The sequence below is a fragment of the Mycoavidus cysteinexigens genome (genome assembly GCF_003966915.1).
Taxonomy (GTDB): Bacteria; Pseudomonadota; Gammaproteobacteria; order Burkholderiales; family Burkholderiaceae; genus Mycoavidus; species Mycoavidus cysteinexigens.
Genome location: NZ_AP018150.1, coordinates 1284792 through 1303467, shown reverse-complemented (window position 1 = coordinate 1303467; position 18676 = coordinate 1284792). Strand labels below are relative to the sequence as shown.

Genomic DNA, 18676 nt, shown 5'->3' with positions numbered 1-18676 from the left:
CGCATCCCAATTCGAGGTAGTAAAAGAAAGAACTCGAGGCCGAGTTTGGGATGTATAACTGCGGGCGCTTCTATAGCAGGGGTTAGAGTTTGCTCCGCCTTCGGGCATAATTGCATCTCGCTGGCCTGAGATACGAAATAAATCCATGTATGAAAAACATTGCGTTTAACAACTTTGACTTCCTCCGCCTTTTTGCTGCATGCTTGGTTTTGTTTAGCCATCAGTTTGCGTTGGCTGGGCAACCGGAACCCGGTATCAATTTCCATACTTTTGGAGGGCTTGGGGTCCTGATCTTTTTCTCGATCAGTGGATATTTGGTCGCCCAGAGTTGGGACCGTGATCAGTCTATTTGGCGTTTTTTAGCTAAGCGTGTCTTGCGCATTTGGCCCGGATTAGTCGTCGTTACAACGATGGCCGCGTTACTGCTTGGACCGATGGTTTCGACAGTTCCGCTTGATCAATACTTTCTCGATTACAAGACATGGGATTTTTTTCGTACTTTGAAGTTGACGGCGATACGCTCCGAATTGCCTGGCGTGTTTTCTGCTAACCCATTTCCCAATGCGGTGAATGGTTCGCTATGGACTCTACCGGTCGAGTTCCGCTGGTACCTGATACTTTTGGTGTTGGGCATGGTTGGCTTGCTTCGCCACCGCTATTTGATTTTGATCAGCGCGATCACATTCGCAGTGTTTGTCTTTCTGATTTACGACGCACAACACAACCCCGAGCGAAAATTTAGTCTCGAATTCGGCGCGTTTTTTTGTTATGGAGTGTGTCTGTATTATTTCCGAGATTTCTGGGCTACGCTCATAAGGCCAATACTGTTTACGCTTAGCATAGCCGGAACTGCACTTTTCGCCATCGGTCAGGAATACACTGCTTTGTTTCTCGTTTTGCCGGCGCTGGTGATTTTCTGCGGCACGGCATCGACTCCTTTTCTCAGGCGTGCTGGACGCTTCGGGGATATCTCGTATGGTGTTTACATCTATGCATTCCCAGTGCAACAAACTGTAGTTTTGCTCGCTGGAGATCACCTTAGTATATGGAGCTTATTGGCTATCTCCACCGCCGTCACGCTAGTGTTCGCACTTCTATCATGGCACATGGTCGAAGGTCCTATGTTGCGTCTGAAGAGGTATCTTGTAAAGCCGTCCGGCCGCCGTCGCTATGCTGAAGCGGCGGTTAACTAGCCTGTTTTCAGACGATACCTTTGTTTGATTTCTGTAGCTGCAATTAGCGTTTCAAAGGTATTTAATTTTGCAATCGTTGCGGCTTTTGGGGCCGCTCAATATTGTATGGGAAGTTAGGTTGTTATTCGAGCTGGATACTCACATCCTTAGCCTCTACTGACCATTTGCGCCATCTTGCGCCGACAAGATGGCTTTACCACTTTTTTGCATCGCCTCCTGAATAACTTCTGACTTCAATCTTTCTTCTGCATACATCTTCTTCAGACGACGCTTTTCTTCTTCAAGCTCCTTCAGCCTTGCTTGGTGAGATAAATTTTTAAGTGATAGTAATGAAAAGATTAAATTATTACGTTTTAATGCACTACTCATATGCTGAGAGGATCAATATGAGTTTGTGCATAAATCGATTCAGGATTATTTTGTGGCGCGAGCATTGTGGGAAGGGCTGAGAGGGGATGCTAAAAGTCATGATGTAGTGAGCTTGCCCCTTGAGTGCATAGTGCAGTTATAGCGATTTATAGACACTGCGCATATGCTCGTGCTGAAGGCTTACAGCCTACCATCAGATGACCTCTCTTGAATACATCCAGCGTTCGGCATAGCATTGGCAGCGGATACTCGTGTCGTTGTTTCTTGATAAATGGCGTATTTTAAAAAGAATCCGCCAGTCGTACTGACAGGCGCAATAGAATTGACGAATCATGTTTAGCATGATTAATATCCATAGCATAGCTGAGGCTATAAGTAAGTCGTGGATTACTTGCTCATTTCGTTCCATAAACAGAAGCTAGAGGGGCTATGCAAATTTCAAACTTGCATGGTATTCGTCATTTATTTTGAATAGGATATGGGTTCGTGATAGGTGGCTCAAGCAAGTGGCGATAAGGTGATAAGCTTAGATCAAGAAATAGCTCCATCAGCCTAAAATTCGAGAATTAGCTTGGAAAACCAGGAAGGGTCCCTATTTATCACAATGCAAAAAATCTCTGGAATTTTGAATTTCAAGCGCAATGTTTTAGCATCTGACCAGCTTCTTTACCTCAAAGCAGGCAAAAATTACTTAGGCCGTGCTTACCAGCCGCAAAATCAAAGTTTTATTGAAACTCGGTGCCCATTCAGCACAGCGCAAAAAATCTCTAATAATAAAATTCCCCCTTCTGAAAAAAATACAGAAATTAACAAAAATATAGCGCAAGCATATCTGGAGCATGGCAATCGACTGCGAGATATGGGCTTGATCAAAGAAGCACGAGCGAGTTATGAAGCCGCCCAAGCATTTGATCAACCCGCCGCAGATGAAAAGCTGCAAGCATTAAGTGATATTAAGACACCAAGCCTTCCTCATAAATTTGTATCTCAAAACCTAATTTCAGCTTCAACACATTTAGAAGCCCGCCTACTTTTACAGTCTATTTCGCTTAGTGCAACCTGCTTTAAGCACAATTTACCGCCGGTTGTGGTGGATGCTGATATTGCAACGGCGCCGCGCGACATCAAAAATACTCGCCACTTAGCGCGCTGTCTGCAATCCGCTCAAGCGTCTAAAAATCAAGAATTAAATGAATTAGCGCGCAATATATTAGAAGCCTTTGCCAAAAGGGATTTCAAAGATTTAGATATATGGCGAGAAGTTGTCCCATTGGCTGCCACAGCAGACCCAGGGAAATGTCGTTATTTGATTGGCAAAGCTCATGATGCACTGACTACTCAAGAAAAACTCTTGGATGTATCGGCCCTCCAGAGTTTGGCTATGATGATTCACAGTCTGCCAGAACCGTTCTTTAAGAATAGTGCAGGGGATTTAGTCAAGCTGTTACAAACCTTAACCAGGCGTTTATCTAGCGAACATATAGAAGGGAATGTGCAGCAATTTCAGTTGCTACTACAAACCACTTCACAGATCTTAGATGTGATGGCCAAAGCGAGCGTCACCGGTATTAACCGTATCCAAGTTCAGGAACCGCTAGACAAGGTTTTATCGAAATTAAGCCAAACGCCCGAGCTACGCTTTCAAGCGTACTACGCGCGTCAAGCCTTGGCGCATCTTCCGAATGATGAAAGCCGTTGGCAAGAAACCTGGCGCCGGAGTTCAAGTGTGATTTTAGGCGCGACGAATTTAGCTAATGTGGTGCAGACTTTTGATCCGAAAAAACTGCTGAATGCTTTTTATCATTTTAGCGAGGCGTTTTCTGGCGCAAGCGAGACCGTCAAACGCTTAACCGAATTGGCCAATGAAATGAACGATTTTGGTTCAACTATGCTGGAGACGGGTACGGCGATTTGGGATAGCTTAACCAAAAATAAGCAACAACGTTGGTATGCAGCGCTACAATTCTTAGATATCTGCTTAGAAGAAGGCCAACTTGTGCAATTCGAGCAATTTGCTCGGCACAGTCCATATAGCCGTAACGAAGCCTTTTTATTAGGGCTGTGCCAACGCTTAGAACAAATCGCTTACATCCATAAAGAAGAAACCACCCAAGCAGCGGCGCTTCAGTTTTTAGGTGATTTGGTGCAAAACAAGAGTCGGCAATGGGGCCAGTATGACCGCGTGCAACAAGCCGTACACCGCAGCTTAGGCCGCTTAGAAAAGACTAAAGCATTGTCTGAACCCATGCAAGCGCAAGTCAGATTGCTGTTAGAGCAGTGGCCGCCTATGGTTCAGAAAACTAAAACAGCGAGTGATATAGATCAGTATATTGTGCCAGTATGGGATCCTGCTTGGCAGCAAGTTGGTACGCAGTTACTGCATCGAGCCAGAGGAGATGAACGTCTTTTAACTCAGTCGCAAAGCGTGGTGTTGCAAAGTAACAAAGCGCCGCTTGCGTTTTTAGGTTTAGAAAAGGATATCTCTACGTTAGAGGCCCAATATGCAAAAGAGCTTGAGGACGTGGATGAGGTTAGAGATGCTCTCGCGATGTATGTTGCGCCACAAGGCAAGCTCACCGTTGATTCGTCTGAACAGTTCGATTTAGAAAGCAAAGTTCGCGCATTCCTTGCATCAGATAAAAAGGTGTTTTTGTTATTGGGCGAGGCAGGTTCTGGCAAATCAACCTTTAACCGGTACCTTGCCCATCGCTTATGGGATGACTATAACAAAGCTAAGCCATCGCAGGAGCGTCCTATCCCATTATTTATTCCACTGTCTACTTTAGATAATTCAAGTAAGAATTTGATTGAGCAATATCTGGAAGGGCAGGGTTTATCAACGGCGCAGGTGGAAGCATTACGTAAAGCGCGCCGCTTTATCTTTATTCTAGATGGCTATGATGAGCTTGCCCAGCGCTCACGTGCTTTTGATAATAGATTTGATCGATGGCAGGCACATGTGATTATCAGTAGCCGACCAGAATATTTAGGGAGTGGCTATCAAAGTAAGTTTCAGCCACAAGGCAAACCTCGTTTATTTGAGGAGTGTCGGTTGGCCTCATTTTCGGATGCGTCTATAGAACACTATATTTATCAATATGTGAAATATGTGAAACCAAAATGGGGCACTAGAGAATATCAACAAGCTTTTAAAGGTAACTCGGAATTAAAAGACCTCGTGCGCAATCCCTTTATGCTCAATATGGCTTTAGAGGTATTGTCTACGATGGATCCCGACCAGAGCTGGGCACCTCGACTGACTAGAGTCGCCCTGTATAACACCTTTGTTGAGAGCTGGTGTGCACGTTCGCAAGAACGTTTAGGACGGATTCAATTAAGACCAACCGAACAAGAGGCATTTGAGCGTTTAGATGAAGAGGGATTTGTGGCCCACGAAATAGAGTTTAGTCAACGCTTTGCCGTAGCATTGCATCTAGCTCGAGCGGTCACCGTCACTTATTCAGCGGCAAGCGATGCCAAATTAGGAGATTGGCGCGAAGAATTTTTAGGAAACGCTGAAAAGACGCGCTTGCTCCGCTTTAATGCTCCGTTAATTCGTCAAAATAATCAGTACCGATTTATCCATAAATCATTACAGGATTATTTTGTGGCGCGGGCGCTATGGGAAGAGATGAGAGCGTTTGATGAGATTGGACACGCAGATTTATCTAAGCAATTCAGTGTTACAAAGAATTTGCGTCAGTTATGGAGCGGATTGGAAGATCTTTCTGAGTTAAAGTCATCGGCGTTGCTTAACCAACTTAACATAGTAGAGGATCCAGCGGTACTGAGCTTTTTAGTTGAGCAAGTACGGCAAGAGCCTACTTTAATCAAACCTCTCTTAGCTTGGATAAAAGCTTCAAAGTCCCGAGACGGAATGGATAGCGCCGCTGCTAATGCCTTGACTATTTTAGTCAAGGCAGGCACGCAATTGAATGGATTAGATTTAAGTCAAATCAAAGTGCCGGGGGCGGATTTAAGTTATGGCTTATTTGACCAAACCCAATTTGCAGGAGCTGATTTAACTGAAGTGAGATTCCGCGGCGCATGGTTACGGGGCGCAAACTTAGAGAACGCTCAGTTAAGAGGCGTTAACTTTGGTGAGTTGCCTAGTTTAGAAGTGGGGAGCAAGGTTTCTGATTGTTGTTATTCCCCTGATGGGCACTGGTTAGCTGTGAGTACCAGTGAGTCTGGAATCAAACTGTATCGAACTGAGGTATTAGAGTTGGTGCATACGTTTGGAGAGGAGGGGGAGGCGGTGAATAGCGTAAGCTTTTCGCCAAACAGCGAATTTCTGGCTTCAGGAGGAGAGGATACACAGGTGAAGCTATGGCAAGTGGAAAGCGGAGAAATGTTGCACATGCTTACAGGCCATAGCGATGCAGTGAATAGTGTGAGTTTTTCGCCTGACGGTAAATTCTTGGTGTCGGGGAGCCGAGATGAAACGCTGAAGTTGTGGCGAGCCGAAAGTGGAGAAGAATTGCTCACGTTCAAAGGGCATAGTGACAGGGTGAGGAGTGTGAGTTTTTCGCCAAACGGTGAGATTATAGCCTCGGGAAGTAAAGATGGAACGGTGAAACTATGGAGCACAGCAGGCGGAGAAGCGTTACAAACGCTTGAATGCTACGGCAGTGCTGTAAATAGTGTGCACTTTTCGCCTAATGGCGAATTTCTGGCGGCAGGAAATTATCGAGTCGCGAAGCTGTGGGAAGTAAAAAGCGGCAAAGAATTGCATAGCCTTGCCGGGCATAATGGTTGGGTCAGCAGCTTGACTTTTTCACCCGATGGCAAGTTTTTGGCATCGGGAAGTTCAGATAATATGATCAAGCTATGGAATATCGATAGTGGCGAAGAAGTGTATACGCTTGAAGGGCATAGCCGCAGGGTAAAAGGCTTGAATTTCTCGCCAAACAATAAATTTTTGGTGTCAGGAAGTGGGGATGGCACGGTAAAGTTATGGAGTGTGGAAGACGGGGAAGAGTCGCAGATGCTCGGAGGGCATAGTCATGGGGTGAGGAGTGTGAAATTTTCTCCAAACGGTGAGTGCCTAGCGTCGGGCAGCGCGGATAACACGATAAAGCTATGGAGCGTAAAAAGCGGAGAAGAATTACATACCCTCAAAGGCCACAAACTCAGCGTGCTGAAAGTGAATTTTTCACTAGATGGCAAATTTTTGGCATCAGGAAGTTGGGATAAAACGGTGAAGCTGTGGAATGTGGACCGTGCCGAGGAGTTACATACATTTGAAGGACACAGTGAAAGAATTAGCAGTGTGAGTTTTTCGCTAGATGGCAAACTCCTAGCATCAGGGAGTTGGGATAACACAGTGAGGCTATGGAACGTAGACAACAAACAAGAGTTACATCTGCTAAAGGCGCATGATAGTTGGGTAAGTAGTGTAAATTTTTCGCCCGACGGTAAGCTTTTAGCATCAGCAAGTCAAGACGGCACAGTAAAGTTATGGAACGTAGAAAATGGAGAGGAGTTGCGTGCGCTTGACGGGCACAGGTACGGGGTAAGTAGCATTATCTTTTCGCCAGATGGCAAGTTTTTGGCATCAGGGGGAGCCGATAGGTTAGTGAAGCTATGGAAAGTAGAAAGCGGAGAAATGTTGCATATGCTTGCAGGACATAGCAGTTGGGTGATGAGTGTCAATTTTTCCCCAGATAACAAATACTTGGTATCGAGCGCAAAGGATGAGGCGGTGAAGTTGTGGTCAGTAAAGACCGGAAAATGCACAGCGACCCTGCCTTGTTTTTTTGACTGGGTTGATTCTATCGCTTGGCCAAAGTCTGCTGAAAATAATATTAAACTAGCCGGTGGGAAAGGCCGTGCCGCTCATATTTGGCAAATAGAACCTACAGCCAATGACTGGAAAATGGGCTTATATTGGGCTTCCTCGCAAAATAAATTAACCTTAACCAATGCCTCTATTCAAGGTGCACAAGGTTTGAGTCCAATGAACGCTCGCTTGTTCGCACAAAGGCAAATAAGTAGGTAGTATTTTCTTAAGAGGCCGCGGCAAAGTTTCCTCCAAGGATGAGGAGTGTGCTGCGGCCGAACACCGATTCAAAATTTAATCGGTGAAATCTGAGTCTTTATCTGAGCTTAACTATTATTGTGCAAGAGTTTTAAATAAGTATTTACCCGAGCCAATTAAACTGAACTCGATCCAAGATTCATCCTCTGGAGTCTGAATTACTTTGAAAGGTATATTCACTTGGCTTTCTATATTTTTAATTAAATAAATAATCCTGATTTTGTTAAGTTTATTTTGAATCTCTTCTTTATTTAGTAGATTTTTATACGGAATATAAAAAGCTAATTTAGGTTTAGCTTTTATGCTGTCATTTAATGTAATGTGAACGCTATTTTCTTTCAATTTTTCCATTTTAAATTCTTCCAGATTCGACGAATAAGAAGATGGTAGAACCAATATACTTTCAATCCCTCCTTGACGATCGGTAGAGTTTCCACGAGACCCCATTATCGTTCGACCATCTTTTAGGGTTACTATAAGGTTCCCTTTTCCATCATCTTTAGACGAGTTATTTAGTAAAGAAGCCCACTCAGTATAGTTATTTTCTTTGAGTGCTTCGGCTTTGGGTGTTTCAGCTTTGGGTGTTTCGGTTAGGTCATCACTTCCCCCGCATCCGGCGATCAAACTCCCAATAACCAGTAGTAGAGTGGCCAAAATCTGTTTCTTCATTCTTTAACTCCCGAGATGGCACTATTAGTTAATGTAGTCATGTTATCCACCATATGATAATGAGTATTTGAAGCGGATATACTTCTGGAATTACTAGAAGGCTCGATGAGTGTCATGCTAGCCTCCATATGTTGCTAATGAAAACCCCATAGCGTGTTTTCTCACTATAGGAAAGCAAGGAGCGTTAAGCAATAAATTTTTAGTGCCCCCATAAGCTAGGGCAGGAGCTTTTAGAGAGAGTGCTAACAGGTAAAGCAAGGTAAAATTACAGGGCGATCGCGCTATATTTTCTGCTGGCTAAAAAGGAGCTTTTCCTGATATTGAAGATTGATTAAAGCTCGCATTTTACGCCGCCTAATGCTGAGAGAAGAAGAATCTTGTTGTAGTAAATTGAAAGCCGTGTGCCGAATAATTGTAAAATTAGAGACGGCCCGTTTATTATTGGGATAACGACCACTTCTTGGGCAGATTTAATGGCAGCTTTCAACTTAGTCAATATCGTTACGATTATAGTAACGGTCTTTACGCTTACCGCGGTTGGCTTTTTTGTAGGGAAATGGATAGGGTTTATATCCAATTGAAAGTGCTTTTATTAATACGTGTCACAGTGGCATGGGTGGTGTTAGCGGTATTGCGATTCTGACTTCCGCTCACCGTCTAGAACTGATGCCGTTTGCGCAAATAGCGACTCGTCTGGGTGGGGCACTTACTATTACTCTTGCAATCGTCTTAATGGGGATGGTTGCTTAGAGGCAGCGGAAAAAGGATGATTAATAGTGCTTATGCCAAGGGCGTGCGCACGTTTCAGATAGGCCTGAACCACAGCAGGGTTTTCGAGTTGCTTGACTACAGTGGCGTCAACGAAACGGGACATCTCTTGTGTAAAAGCGGCAGATTTTTCAGGGGTCTTTAGTTTTTCAATCTGTTTACTGAGACACTCTTTGAATCGCGCTTCTTCCCAGCCATAGTCGATCAGCTTACGGCCAACCAGATCAAAGTCAAGTTCGATACCCAGGTCAGTCAAAAACTTAATATCCCATATGTCGCGAGCTTTAAGAAAAGGCCGAGCGCCCAGCGCGACGATCTTGTCCGCGAGGATTTCTTGCTTCGATTCTGCCAGGATGAGCATCTGTTTGTGGGGCGCTGGCAGATGTGGATAGTTTGCGGCCACCGCCACTAGTTCAGGGTCATGAGCGGGAACGCTGGCTACCTCAATGTTGATCACCTGGTTCTGAGGACTGCTAAGGTCTGCTTGCGGCACTCGAACACGAGCCCTCCAGCGCGCCACATTCACGCCGTCAGAAGCCGGCCGATCCTTTGGTGCTTTAATATCAACTTCCAACCCATAAGCCTCGCCGATTTCTCGCTCCAGGAGGTCTGCAAATGGCGCCATCGTTGCCGGATCAAACGAAGTACCTGCGGCGAAGTCGAGATCTTCCGAATACCTAGTGCCTTGATAGCAAAGTCGCAGGGCGGTGCCCCCTTGAAAGGTCAGCGCGCTAGATGCACCGCTCTGGCCCAACGCGTACAGGATTTCATAGTGTAGAATCTCTTTTACAACTGTATTGACGGGAACGCGGCGTTCCGTCGCATATCGGCCGGCCAACTGCAGAAGGTCACTTTGTGTACGCATGTTTATAAGGTTCTTGGGAGAGATCAGTCACGAGGTCGAGGTTACGGCCCACTCTGCGCAGGTCGCGTAGGGCACAGTCCGGTGTCGCAGCCCAGATGCTCCGCCGCTCGTCCCAGTTGAGATATGGACGCAAATCCGAGATCTGGCGTGCCGTGTGTACAAATTCTAGTGTGCCGTATGGCGTCTGGAAAGTCTGAGACCGGCCTGTTGTCATCAGCGTGAGACGGGAAGGAATCTGAGAGATCCAGTCGGCTTCGGATAGCACCGATTCCATGCTCAAGTAATTCAGATCCCACGGCCGGAGAAAAGGGACCAGGGCGGCGAGCAAGTCGTCGGGTAAGCAGCGTGCTCGCGGATTGATATAAAGCCCACGCGCCACCCGGACAATGAGTCCCGCGCTCTGGTGCGCCGAGAGCGCTTTCAACCGAGCCCGGCCGTCACCTGGGAAGAGGAGCTTCAAGGTGTTGGACGAAAAGGCCCAAACGCCCGCAGCATCCCAGTGTTCTAGGGCGGCCATCAATTCTCGCAGATGCATTTAAATACACAGAAAGTGAACAATAAAGTTCATTATATGCATAGATATATCCTATGTACAGAAAACCCACTAAAAAGTTCTTGAACTGTTCATATAACTTTTGCTGTATTAGGATTAAGCCAGAGCATTCTGGCAAAACCACAAAGAGAGTTTTGGCTAAGACACTTGATTCAATATAGGACTATCTTCATGGCACCAAAAATTACTCATGTTTCACGTTTCTTAGTATCTGGCTTAACCGTACGCACAATAAATCGCGATGAGTTCAATCAGGAAACCGCGAAAATTCCTGGCTTGTGGGCGCAGTTCTTCGCTAATGGTACTGCAGATAAAATTCCGGGCCGGTTGCCTGATACGCCAATTGTTGGTGTATATTCGACCTACGATTCTGACCTTACCAGCTTTTACAATGTCACTGCGGGCGTGTCCGTCACAACTCCGAACCCTGATTTTAATAATATTGAGGTTCAGGAAGGCAAGTACCTGGTCTTCGAAGCTAAAGGCCCAATGCCCACAGCTCTTTTTCAAACCTGGGCTGCAATTTGGGCGTACTTTGAACAGCATCCACACGTGAAGCGAAGTTACCTAACTGACTTTGAATGGTATAGCGGTCCGGAGGAAGTCCAGATTCATATCGGGGTTGCCTCATAAGCGAAGTGTGAGCTATGACCTGGTCATATAAAGGCAAATCCAATCAACCCAACAGCTATTTCCGTCGAATCCAGCGGATAAAAAACCAGATTCCAACCAGCGCATTGCAGAGCACCAGCATCCATTCTGTTGGCCTAATACTGACTGCATTGGCGCTGTAGCGCGCAGGTTCTACAACGATTGAAGAAAAAGCGGCCAAAGCTATTCCCGATAAACCCAAAGTGCCGATGATTCGGGTCGGCACACGCGGATTCAGCACCGCCCAAGTGGTAATCAGAAAAATCACCCCATAGCCAATCGCAATTAAGATATTCATGATTTTTTCAACAGATAACGTTTAATTGTGCCAATAAAATCTGCAGATTGGATTTCTTTGAAGATTTCGCTGATCACGGCTAGGGCAAATAAACCCACTAAAAAGTTAATGCAAATTTCTATTTTAGGGGTTGTAATCGCCAATATCTCAGCCAGAGCGGGGGCAATAAATACAGCGCAACTCACGCCGATCAGAAAAGTGTAAAGCTTTTGCCACTTATCCAAAGGCCCCTCTAAACATTTTAGCGAGCACGCTGCCCCAGCAGAGCTGGGTAGTAGCAAAAGCAACCAGCCGACAAAATCAAATTCCCAGGCTGTCACTATATTGACGATTGATTCAAGCATAGTTCTTACTTTTTAGGCAAAAGCTGGATACTGATACTGTCTCTTACAGCTATTATAGCCATGCGCTGGGGCGCCATAATAAAAAACTGTAGTAACCCAACTGCAGATAGCTAAGGAAAAGCTCACTTACTGCATACAGATTGGTTGCTTAAGCCTCTAGCTGCTCGAGGCTTGCTTGTTCATTTAACCAAGCGCTTTCAGCTTCTGCAAGCTGTGCTGCGACTTCGGCCTGACGTTTTAGCGTATCGCTTAACAGCGCTTTATTTGCGCTTTCATAGCTTGCTGGATCTGCCAGTTGAGCATCAATTACGTTTTTCTCTGCGCCTAGGCGCTGCAACGCCTTTTCCAATTGCGTGATGCGCTGCTGGATCGGCTTTTTCAATTGTATCGCCTGTTGCCGAAGATCCGCTTGAGCGCGCCGCGTCGCTTTGCGGTCCGCATGGTTGCTGGTTGACGCGCTGACAGTAGCACTATTGCTTAGGCTACGCTTATTGGCTGCGTCACGCAAAAGCCAAGCTCGATAATCTTCAAGGTCGCCATCAAAAGGTTGCAAACAATGGTTTGCAACTAGCATAAATTGATCACATACGGCGCGTAACAAGTGTCGATCATGCGAAACCACAATCAAAGTTCCATCGAATTGCGCTAATGCCAAAGTGAGCGCCTCGCGGGTTTCGAGATCAAGATGGTTGGTTGGCTCATCCAGCAATAACAGATTGGGCTTAAGCCAAATCATCAAAGCTAGCGCAAGCCGCGCTTTTTCACCACCGGAAAACGGGGCGATGGGGGAGGTGGCAGTCGCACCACTAAAGTTAAAACTCCCCAGAAAATTACGTAGCTCTTGCTCGCGCGCCTCCGGCGCTAAGCGCATTAAGTGCTGCAACGGCGAATCTGAGTCACGTAGCGTTTCCAATTGATGCTGTGCAAAATAGCCAATCCGCAATCCCTTGCCAATATGCATGTCGCCAGTCAATGGCGGCAGCACGCCAGCGAGGGTTTTAACTAAGGTGGATTTACCTTGACCATTCGCACCCAGCAAACCAATGCGCTGACCATTTTGAATCGATAAGGTTAGCTCGTTAATGATGGTGGCATCACGATTTGCCAAACGATAGCCACACTGTACTTCATCCAGCGTCAACATTGGATTGGGGGCTGTGCCAGCCGTACGAAAACTAAAACTGAAAGGGGAGTCCGCTTGTACACTGGCGATTTGCTCCATTCTTTCAAGTGCCTTAACCCGGCTCTGTGCTTGGCGCGCTTTGCTGGCTTTGGCTTTAAAACGGTTAATAAAGCTATGCAAATGGGCGATATGGCGCTGCTGCTTGTCATAAGCGCTTTGCTGTAAGCTAAGTTGCTGCGCGCGTAACTGCTCAAATTGACTGTAATTGCCGCCGTAACGAGTCACTTGCTGCTGGTCGATATGCAGTGTTACGGCACAGACCGCATCCAGAAACTCACGGTCATGCGAAATCACCACCAAGGTACCCGGATAGCGGTTGAGCCAATCTTCCAACCACACAATCGCATCGAGATCGAGATGGTTTGTCGGTTCGTCCAGGAGCAGCAAATCCGAGCGGCACATCAGCGCTTGCGCTAGGTTAAGCCGCATACGCCAGCCCCCGGAAAAATGCGCAACCGGTTGCTTAGTTTGCTCAAGCGTAAAACCTAAGCCCAGTAGCAGCGCTTGCGCCCGGGCTGGCGCTGTATACCCATCGGCATCTGCAAAGGCAGCATGGGCATTGGCCTCAGCCAAGCCATCATGAGCCGCATGCGCACTCGCAATCTGCGCTTCAATCTCACGCAGCACGGTATCGCCATCTAGCGTGTAGTCAAGTGCGCTGCGCTCCGTTTCAGGGGTTTCTTGGGCGACGTGCGCAATGCGCCAGGATAACGGCCAAGTCGCTTCTCCAGCATCCGCTTGCAAAGTTCCGCGCAAAACCGCAAAGAGGGTTGATTTACCTGCTCCATTAGCGCCTACAAGACCAGCTTTTTCGCCAGGATTTAGGGTAAATGAAGTTTTTTCAAAAAGGGGTTTAACCCCACGGGCCAAAGTAAATTGATCAAAACGAATCATGCTTATGCACTATAAAAGCGGTGAAAAAAGCCGCGCCACATGCATTACCGTGCGCCGCCAAGGGGGAAGTTTTATATATTCAGCCAACGCTACAGCATCGGCCAGGGCGAAATCTGCTTCTAGCATTTTACTGACTTCGGCGGCAAAGGTAGCGTCAAGCGTTAATACCATCAGCTCAAAGTTGAGCCGGAACGAACGATTATCCAGATTCGCGCTACCTATCGCGGCAGCGGCTTCGTCAATCAACACCACTTTCTGATGCAAAAAACCGGGCCGATAGCGCAATAATTTGACCCCGGCCCGCACTGCATCATAAGCATAAAGCGTGGACGCTTCGAAAACCACAGTATGATCACTGCGCGCGGGTAGTAGAATACGCACATCGAGGCCGCGCATGACGGCCAAGCGCAGGGCCACGAACAAAGCCTCATCCGGCACAAAGTAGGGGGTGCTAATCCAGACTCGCTGGCGGGCTGCATTAATCAGCTCGATAAAAAATAATAAACAGGTTTCATAAGGATCTGCGGGGCCACTTGGGATGACCAAGCAATGCATCTCCGCCTTAAGCGGTGCGCAGGGTCGGGACGGCTCAAGCACCGGAACGCGCTGCGTAGCCCAATACCAATCTTCGATAAAAACCGCTTGCAGATCGTGCACGGCGGGTCCCAGAACTTCAATATGTGTGTCGCGCCAGGGCGCCAGCGGCGGCTCTTCGCCAAGATATTCAATACCAACATTATGTCCGCCAACAAATGCCCGTTCACCATCGACCACAACGAGTTTGCGGTGGTTGCGAAAATTGAGCTGAAAACGATTCACAAAACGCCGCGCAGCAAATCGATAGACTTCGACGCCACCCGCTCTTAAGCTCTCTGTGTAATGCCGCGGCAATTCATGACTGCCAATGCCATCGTACAAAAAATAAACCCGCACCCCCGCTGCCGCTTTATCTAATAAAATGTCTTTGAGCTGCCGTCCGAGACGATCATCGCGCACTATAAAAAACTGCACCATCACATATTGAGTTGCGCGTTCAAGCGCCGCAAAAATCGCGGCAAAGGTCGCGGCTCCATTGATGAGTATGCGAACTTGATTGCCGTCTGAGAAAGGTTTTTGCGCTAATTGGGTCAGAGCGGCAAGCGCATATTGATTTAAATAGCCGGTCCGTTTACCGTGCTCAGGCTCTAAATCAAGCGCGCGCGTCAGGATTTTTTGCTGGGCGCGGCGGTGCATAAGCTGATTACACAGCCGCCGCGCTCGAACATAACCGGTAAACCGGCTATGGCCTAAAAAAAGATAAGGAATCAGGGTTACATAGGGTACGGCCACCAACGACACGGCCCAGGCCACTGCGCCTTGCGAAGTACGCGCATGACGGATTGCATGAAAAGCGGCCAGCACCCCCAACAACTGGATGAGGGCAATGAGAGTGCCAATGCCTAATAAATCGAGCAACATTAGGAATTCAAATGGAATTCAAATCAGCCGCATTCAGCATAAAAACAAAATCATCCCCCGCGCTGGTCGTCAGCCAATTGAGGTTAAGCTTGCTAAACGCCGCTTGCGCGTAGTCCCGCTCATGCCCAATCTCAACGATCAACGTGCCATGTGGCGCTAGCCAGCGCCGCGCCCCGGCAACAATCTGGCGCACAATATCCATACCATCACTGCCGCCGGCTAGCGCAAGCCGCGGCTCATGCTGATATTCAGCCGGCAACTCGTGCATGGAAGCCTCATTCACATAGGGGGGATTCGCGATAATTAAATTATAGCGGCGTGTGGCGGGCAGCGGAGCATACAAATCGCCCTCATATAAGGTAATCCGTGCCGCCAAATCATATGTGGCGACATTCCGTTGAGCCACTGCCAACGCATCCGCCGACACATCGACTGCATCCACCGTAGCTTCAGGAAAATTTTCAGCCGCGAGGATCGCCAAGCAGCCCGAACCGGTGCATAAATCCAGCACGGTCTGGACCGGGTGAGTTTCATTGAGCCATGGCGCCAGCTTTTCTTGCAATAACTCGCCAATCAGCGAGCGCGGCACAATCACGCGCTCATCGACATAAAATGGATAGCCATGCAGCCAGGCTTCCTGCGTAATATAGGCGGCGGGCGCGCGTTCCTGCACCCGCCGCTCAATGACTTGCAACAGCCTAGTCATTTCGGTCTCAAGCAAGCGCGCATCTAAAAAAGGCTCGAGCATATCGAGCGGCAAATGCAGCGTATGCAAAATCAAATAAGCGGCTTCATCATACGCATTGGCATTACCATGCCCAAACGATAACTTAGCTTCGTTAAAGCGCGACACAGCATAACGCAATAGGTCGCGCACCGTCAGAAATGGAGGGGTCATAAAAGAATCTTCTAAGCGATAAGTTGCTCAATTACCCTAAAATAAATATTTTTTAGGGGCTCAATATCATCCAGGCTGATTGACTCATTGACTTGGTGAATACTTTCATTCATCGGCCCAAATTCGATCACCTGATTGCAAATAGTGGCAATAAAACGGCCATCCGAAGTGCCACCGGTGGTAGAGAGTTGGGCTTGTATGCCAGTTTCATTTTTAATCGCTTGCATCAGGGCATTGGATAAAGTGCCTGGCTGCGTCAAAAAAGGGACGCCGCTCAGGTTCCAATCGAGCGTATATTCTTTGCCTGGGTTGAGTCCATGCGCCGCCAGCATAGCGTGGACACGCTGTTTAAGCGTATCCGCGGTGCTTGCGGTTGAAAAGCGAAAGTTGAAATCAACCACAATTTCACCTGGCGTCACATTGGTTGCGCCCATTCCAGCATGAATATTTGACACCTGCCAACTGGTTGGCGGAAAGTATTCATTGCCGCGATCCCATTCTGTCGCGACCAGTTGCGCGAGCGCCGGCGCTAATAGATGAATCGGATTACGCTGCGGATAAGCAATGTGTCCCTGGCAACCATATACCGTTAGTTTGCCGGATAATGAGCCGCGCCGACCGTTTTTAAGCGTATCGCCCAGTTGTTTATGACTGGTCGGTTCGCCCACAATACAATAATCGAGCCGTTCACCGCGTGCTTGCAAGCGTTCTACCACTTTAATGGTGCCGTCTGTGGCCGGGCCTTCCTCATCACTCGTCAACAAAAATGCCAGCGAGCCTGTATGAGTAGGGTGCGCTGCAACAAATTCTTCAGCCGCAACCACAAAAGCCGCCAGCGAGGTTTTCATATCGGCCACGCCTCGACCGTATAGCTTACCGTTGTGTTGAGTGGGGGAAAAAGGGGGCGAATTCCAGGCCTCAAGCGGACCGGGCGGCACCACGTCCGTATGGCCCGCAAACGCCAGCAGTTTACCCGTGCCCGCTGCAGCACCGTGACGCACCGCCCAAAGGTTTGTGGTTTCACCGTCAGCGATCGTTTCGCAAGCGAAACCGATCTGCTTTAAGCGTTTGGCAATCAGGTCCTGGCAGCCCGCGTCAGCAGGCGTGATTGAGGCTCGAGCAATGAGTTCTTCAGCGAGAGAGAGCGTAGTAGACATGCAGTTTGGTTTTAAAAGATCATGCAAAAGAGGCGCTAACCTCTTCTGCCACACGATTAAGTTTAGAAAATAATAATTTTAAAAATCAAAGGCTTAGAGAAATTTACTTAAGCAATAAATAGCATTAACTTTGAGCAAAAAAAGCGTCGTAAGCAGCCTCCGAAAAACCGACTGCCTGAACCCGACCATCGACTACCAACACTGGACGTTTAATCACCGAAGGACTGTTAATCATTAACTTTAACATGCACTCCTGATCCAGCGCCTCAACTTTAACCTCATCCGGCAGCGTACGCCAAGTTGTGCCGCGCCGATTTAACAAAAGATCTAACGCTACATCCTCTAACCAGCTAGATAATAGGGCTCTATCAACGCCGACTTTTTTAAAATCATGGAATTGATACGGAATAGTGCGCGCCGCCAGCCAAAGACGGGCTTTTTTCACCGTCTCGCAATTAGGAATACCATACATAACAACCTTCATGCATCTTCTCTTAACAGTTCGTTAAGCGCTGTTTTAGCACGTGTTTTTGCATCGACCTTCTTGACAATAATGGCAGCATACAAGCTATAGCGGCCGTCAGGCGAAGGTAAATTACCCGCCACCACAACTGAGCCAGGTGGCACTCGGCCATATAAAGTTTCCCCGGTTTCACGGTCATAAATCTTAGTACTTTGTCCAATAAATACGCCCATCGAAATCACCGAATGTGCGCCCACGATGACACCTTCTACGATTTCCGAGCGCGCTCCGATAAAGCAATTATCTTCAATGATTACCGGATTGGCTTGCAAAGGCTCAAGCACGCCGCCAATCCCCGCACCGCCCGATATATGGACATTTTTGCCAATTTGCGCGCATGAACCCACGGTTGCCCAAGTATCAATCATACTGTTTTCATCGACATACGCGCCGATATTTACGTAAGATGGCATCAACACCACGTTTTTTGCAATAAATGCTCCGCGCCGCACAAACGCAGGCGGCACCACCCGAAAACCACCCGCAGCGAAATCATCTGCTGAATACTGAGCGAACTTGCTTGGCACTTTGTCATAAAATTGCGTGTATCCACCTGCTGCGGCAGGCGTATTGTCGCTCAGCCGAAAGGAGAGCAAGACCGCTTTTTTTAGCCATTGTTGGACTTCCCAGCCACTGCCAGCAGGCGCCTCAGGTTGTTGGGTAGCGATTCTTAAAGCGCCGCTATCCAGTTTATCCAGCACATGTGCGACAGCCTCGCGCACTTCGGCGTCAGCTGATGCAGGTGAAAGTTCAGCACGGTTTTCCCATGCGCGGTTGATAATAGCTTGGAGTTGTTCTGACATAAAAATAAAA

General features: G+C 47.6%; 16 protein-coding genes and 1 pseudogene. 5 read left to right on the top strand and 12 right to left on the bottom strand.

Going from position 1 to position 18676, the window contains the following annotated elements:
* The first annotated feature begins 149 nt into the window (after positions 1–149).
* The gene (locus MCB1EB_RS05420) at positions 150–1193 is read left to right on the top strand and encodes an acyltransferase family protein (protein WP_045362331.1); all 1044 of its coding nucleotides are present in this window, start codon (positions 150–152) and stop codon (positions 1191–1193) included.
* Between the two features lie 167 nt (positions 1194–1360).
* Here MCB1EB_RS05420 and MCB1EB_RS12160 read toward each other — a convergent pair.
* Positions 1361–1502: pseudogene (locus MCB1EB_RS12160) on the bottom strand (IS3 family transposase); the annotation flags it as partial.
* Positions 1503–2166: 664 nt separating this feature from the next.
* Between MCB1EB_RS12160 and MCB1EB_RS05410 the strand changes: the two are divergent.
* Positions 2167–7563: a WD40 domain-containing protein gene (locus MCB1EB_RS05410; protein ID WP_052393667.1), complete on the top strand. Its 5397-nt coding sequence runs from the start codon at positions 2167–2169 to the stop codon at positions 7561–7563.
* 114 nt (positions 7564–7677) lie between these two features.
* On the opposite strand, the gene MCB1EB_RS05405 is transcribed toward MCB1EB_RS05410, so the two are convergent.
* Complete coding sequence (locus MCB1EB_RS05405; protein ID WP_045362335.1) at positions 7678–8271, bottom strand: hypothetical protein; 594 nt, start codon at positions 8269–8271, stop codon at positions 7678–7680.
* Between the two features lie 473 nt (positions 8272–8744).
* Here MCB1EB_RS05405 and MCB1EB_RS12740 point away from each other — a divergent pair, with 473 nt between their 5' ends.
* Positions 8745–8852 carry a hypothetical protein gene (locus tag MCB1EB_RS12740; RefSeq protein ID WP_431311535.1) on the top strand — a complete coding sequence of 36 codons (108 nt, stop codon included), beginning with the start codon at positions 8745–8747 and terminating at the stop codon, positions 8850–8852.
* Between the two features lie 31 nt (positions 8853–8883).
* The gene (locus MCB1EB_RS12630) at positions 8884–9021 is read left to right on the top strand and encodes a 2-hydroxycarboxylate transporter family protein (protein ID WP_081953466.1); all 138 of its coding nucleotides are present in this window, start codon (positions 8884–8886) and stop codon (positions 9019–9021) included.
* Here the strand turns inward: MCB1EB_RS12630 and MCB1EB_RS05395 are convergent.
* Entirely contained in the window at positions 8984–9904 is a 921-nt protein-coding gene (locus MCB1EB_RS05395; protein ID WP_052393669.1) for a nucleotidyl transferase AbiEii/AbiGii toxin family protein, read from the bottom strand. The two genes, MCB1EB_RS12630 and MCB1EB_RS05395, sit on opposite strands and share 38 nt — an antisense overlap.
* A complete protein-coding gene (abiEi, locus tag MCB1EB_RS12735) occupies positions 9888–10439 on the bottom strand; it encodes a type IV toxin-antitoxin system AbiEi family antitoxin (protein WP_045362339.1) in 552 nt (183 codons plus the stop codon). Before abiEi ends, MCB1EB_RS05395 begins: the two co-directional genes overlap by 17 nt.
* A gap of 189 nt (positions 10440–10628) precedes the next feature.
* On the opposite strand from abiEi, the gene MCB1EB_RS05385 reads away from it, so the two are divergent.
* Positions 10629–11090, top strand: a complete 462-nt coding sequence (locus MCB1EB_RS05385; RefSeq protein WP_045362340.1) for a GyrI-like domain-containing protein — start codon at positions 10629–10631, stop codon at positions 11088–11090.
* Between the two features lie 55 nt (positions 11091–11145).
* Here the strand turns inward: MCB1EB_RS05385 and MCB1EB_RS05380 are convergent, their stop codons facing one another.
* The 8 genes from MCB1EB_RS05380 to dapD all read right to left on the bottom strand — a co-directional run bounded on the left by MCB1EB_RS05380 (position 11146) and on the right by dapD (position 18666).
* The gene (locus MCB1EB_RS05380) at positions 11146–11406 is read right to left on the bottom strand and encodes a hypothetical protein (RefSeq protein WP_026920620.1); all 261 of its coding nucleotides are present in this window, start codon (positions 11404–11406) and stop codon (positions 11146–11148) included.
* Positions 11403–11750, bottom strand: a complete 348-nt coding sequence (locus MCB1EB_RS05375) for a hypothetical protein (protein WP_045362342.1) — start codon at positions 11748–11750, stop codon at positions 11403–11405. The genes MCB1EB_RS05380 and MCB1EB_RS05375 overlap by 4 nt, the downstream gene beginning before the upstream one ends.
* 148 nt (positions 11751–11898) lie before the next feature.
* Positions 11899–13827: an ATP-binding cassette domain-containing protein gene (locus MCB1EB_RS05370; protein WP_045362344.1), complete on the bottom strand. Its 1929-nt coding sequence runs from the start codon at positions 13825–13827 to the stop codon at positions 11899–11901.
* A 9-nt stretch (positions 13828–13836) separates the two neighbouring features.
* Positions 13837–15285, bottom strand: coding sequence for a cardiolipin synthase (gene cls, locus MCB1EB_RS05365; protein WP_045362347.1), 1449 nt, complete (start codon positions 15283–15285; stop codon positions 13837–13839).
* Positions 15286–15292: 7 nt separating this feature from the next.
* Complete coding sequence (prmB, locus tag MCB1EB_RS05360) at positions 15293–16183, bottom strand: 50S ribosomal protein L3 N(5)-glutamine methyltransferase (RefSeq protein WP_045362350.1); 891 nt, start codon at positions 16181–16183, stop codon at positions 15293–15295.
* An 11-nt stretch (positions 16184–16194) separates the two neighbouring features.
* Complete coding sequence (gene dapE / locus MCB1EB_RS05355; RefSeq protein ID WP_045362351.1) at positions 16195–17340, bottom strand: succinyl-diaminopimelate desuccinylase; 1146 nt, start codon at positions 17338–17340, stop codon at positions 16195–16197.
* Between the two features lie 124 nt (positions 17341–17464).
* Entirely contained in the window at positions 17465–17824 is a 360-nt protein-coding gene (locus MCB1EB_RS05350) for an ArsC family reductase (RefSeq protein WP_045362353.1), read from the bottom strand.
* A complete protein-coding gene (dapD, locus tag MCB1EB_RS05345; RefSeq protein WP_045362356.1) occupies positions 17821–18666 on the bottom strand; it encodes a 2,3,4,5-tetrahydropyridine-2,6-dicarboxylate N-succinyltransferase in 846 nt (281 codons plus the stop codon). Before dapD ends, MCB1EB_RS05350 begins: the two co-directional genes overlap by 4 nt.
* Positions 18667–18676: the final 10 nt, after the last annotated feature.

Coding starts and splice junctions, on each gene's coding strand:
- MCB1EB_RS05420 (WP_045362331.1), top strand. CDS start 150: ATGAAAAACATTGCGTTTAACAACTTTGACTTCCTCCGCCTTTTTGCT.
- MCB1EB_RS05410 (WP_052393667.1), top strand. CDS start 2,167: ATGCAAAAAATCTCTGGAATTTTGAATTTCAAGCGCAATGTTTTAGCA.
- MCB1EB_RS05405 (WP_045362335.1), bottom strand. CDS start 8,271: ATGAAGAAACAGATTTTGGCCACTCTACTACTGGTTATTGGGAGTTTG.
- MCB1EB_RS12740 (WP_431311535.1), top strand. CDS start 8,745: ATGGCAGCTTTCAACTTAGTCAATATCGTTACGATTATAGTAACGGTC.
- MCB1EB_RS12630 (WP_081953466.1), top strand. CDS start 8,884: ATGGGTGGTGTTAGCGGTATTGCGATTCTGACTTCCGCTCACCGTCTA.
- MCB1EB_RS05395 (WP_052393669.1), bottom strand. CDS start 9,904: ATGCGTACACAAAGTGACCTTCTGCAGTTGGCCGGCCGATATGCGACG.
- abiEi (WP_045362339.1), bottom strand. CDS start 10,439: ATGCATCTGCGAGAATTGATGGCCGCCCTAGAACACTGGGATGCTGCG.
- MCB1EB_RS05385 (WP_045362340.1), top strand. CDS start 10,629: ATGGCACCAAAAATTACTCATGTTTCACGTTTCTTAGTATCTGGCTTA.
- MCB1EB_RS05380 (WP_026920620.1), bottom strand. CDS start 11,406: ATGAATATCTTAATTGCGATTGGCTATGGGGTGATTTTTCTGATTACC.
- MCB1EB_RS05375 (WP_045362342.1), bottom strand. CDS start 11,750: ATGCTTGAATCAATCGTCAATATAGTGACAGCCTGGGAATTTGATTTT.
- MCB1EB_RS05370 (WP_045362344.1), bottom strand. CDS start 13,827: ATGATTCGTTTTGATCAATTTACTTTGGCCCGTGGGGTTAAACCCCTT.
- cls (WP_045362347.1), bottom strand. CDS start 15,285: ATGTTGCTCGATTTATTAGGCATTGGCACTCTCATTGCCCTCATCCAG.
- prmB (WP_045362350.1), bottom strand. CDS start 16,183: ATGACCCCTCCATTTCTGACGGTGCGCGACCTATTGCGTTATGCTGTG.
- dapE (WP_045362351.1), bottom strand. CDS start 17,340: ATGTCTACTACGCTCTCTCTCGCTGAAGAACTCATTGCTCGAGCCTCA.
- MCB1EB_RS05350 (WP_045362353.1), bottom strand. CDS start 17,824: ATGAAGGTTGTTATGTATGGTATTCCTAATTGCGAGACGGTGAAAAAA.
- dapD (WP_045362356.1), bottom strand. CDS start 18,666: ATGTCAGAACAACTCCAAGCTATTATCAACCGCGCATGGGAAAACCGT.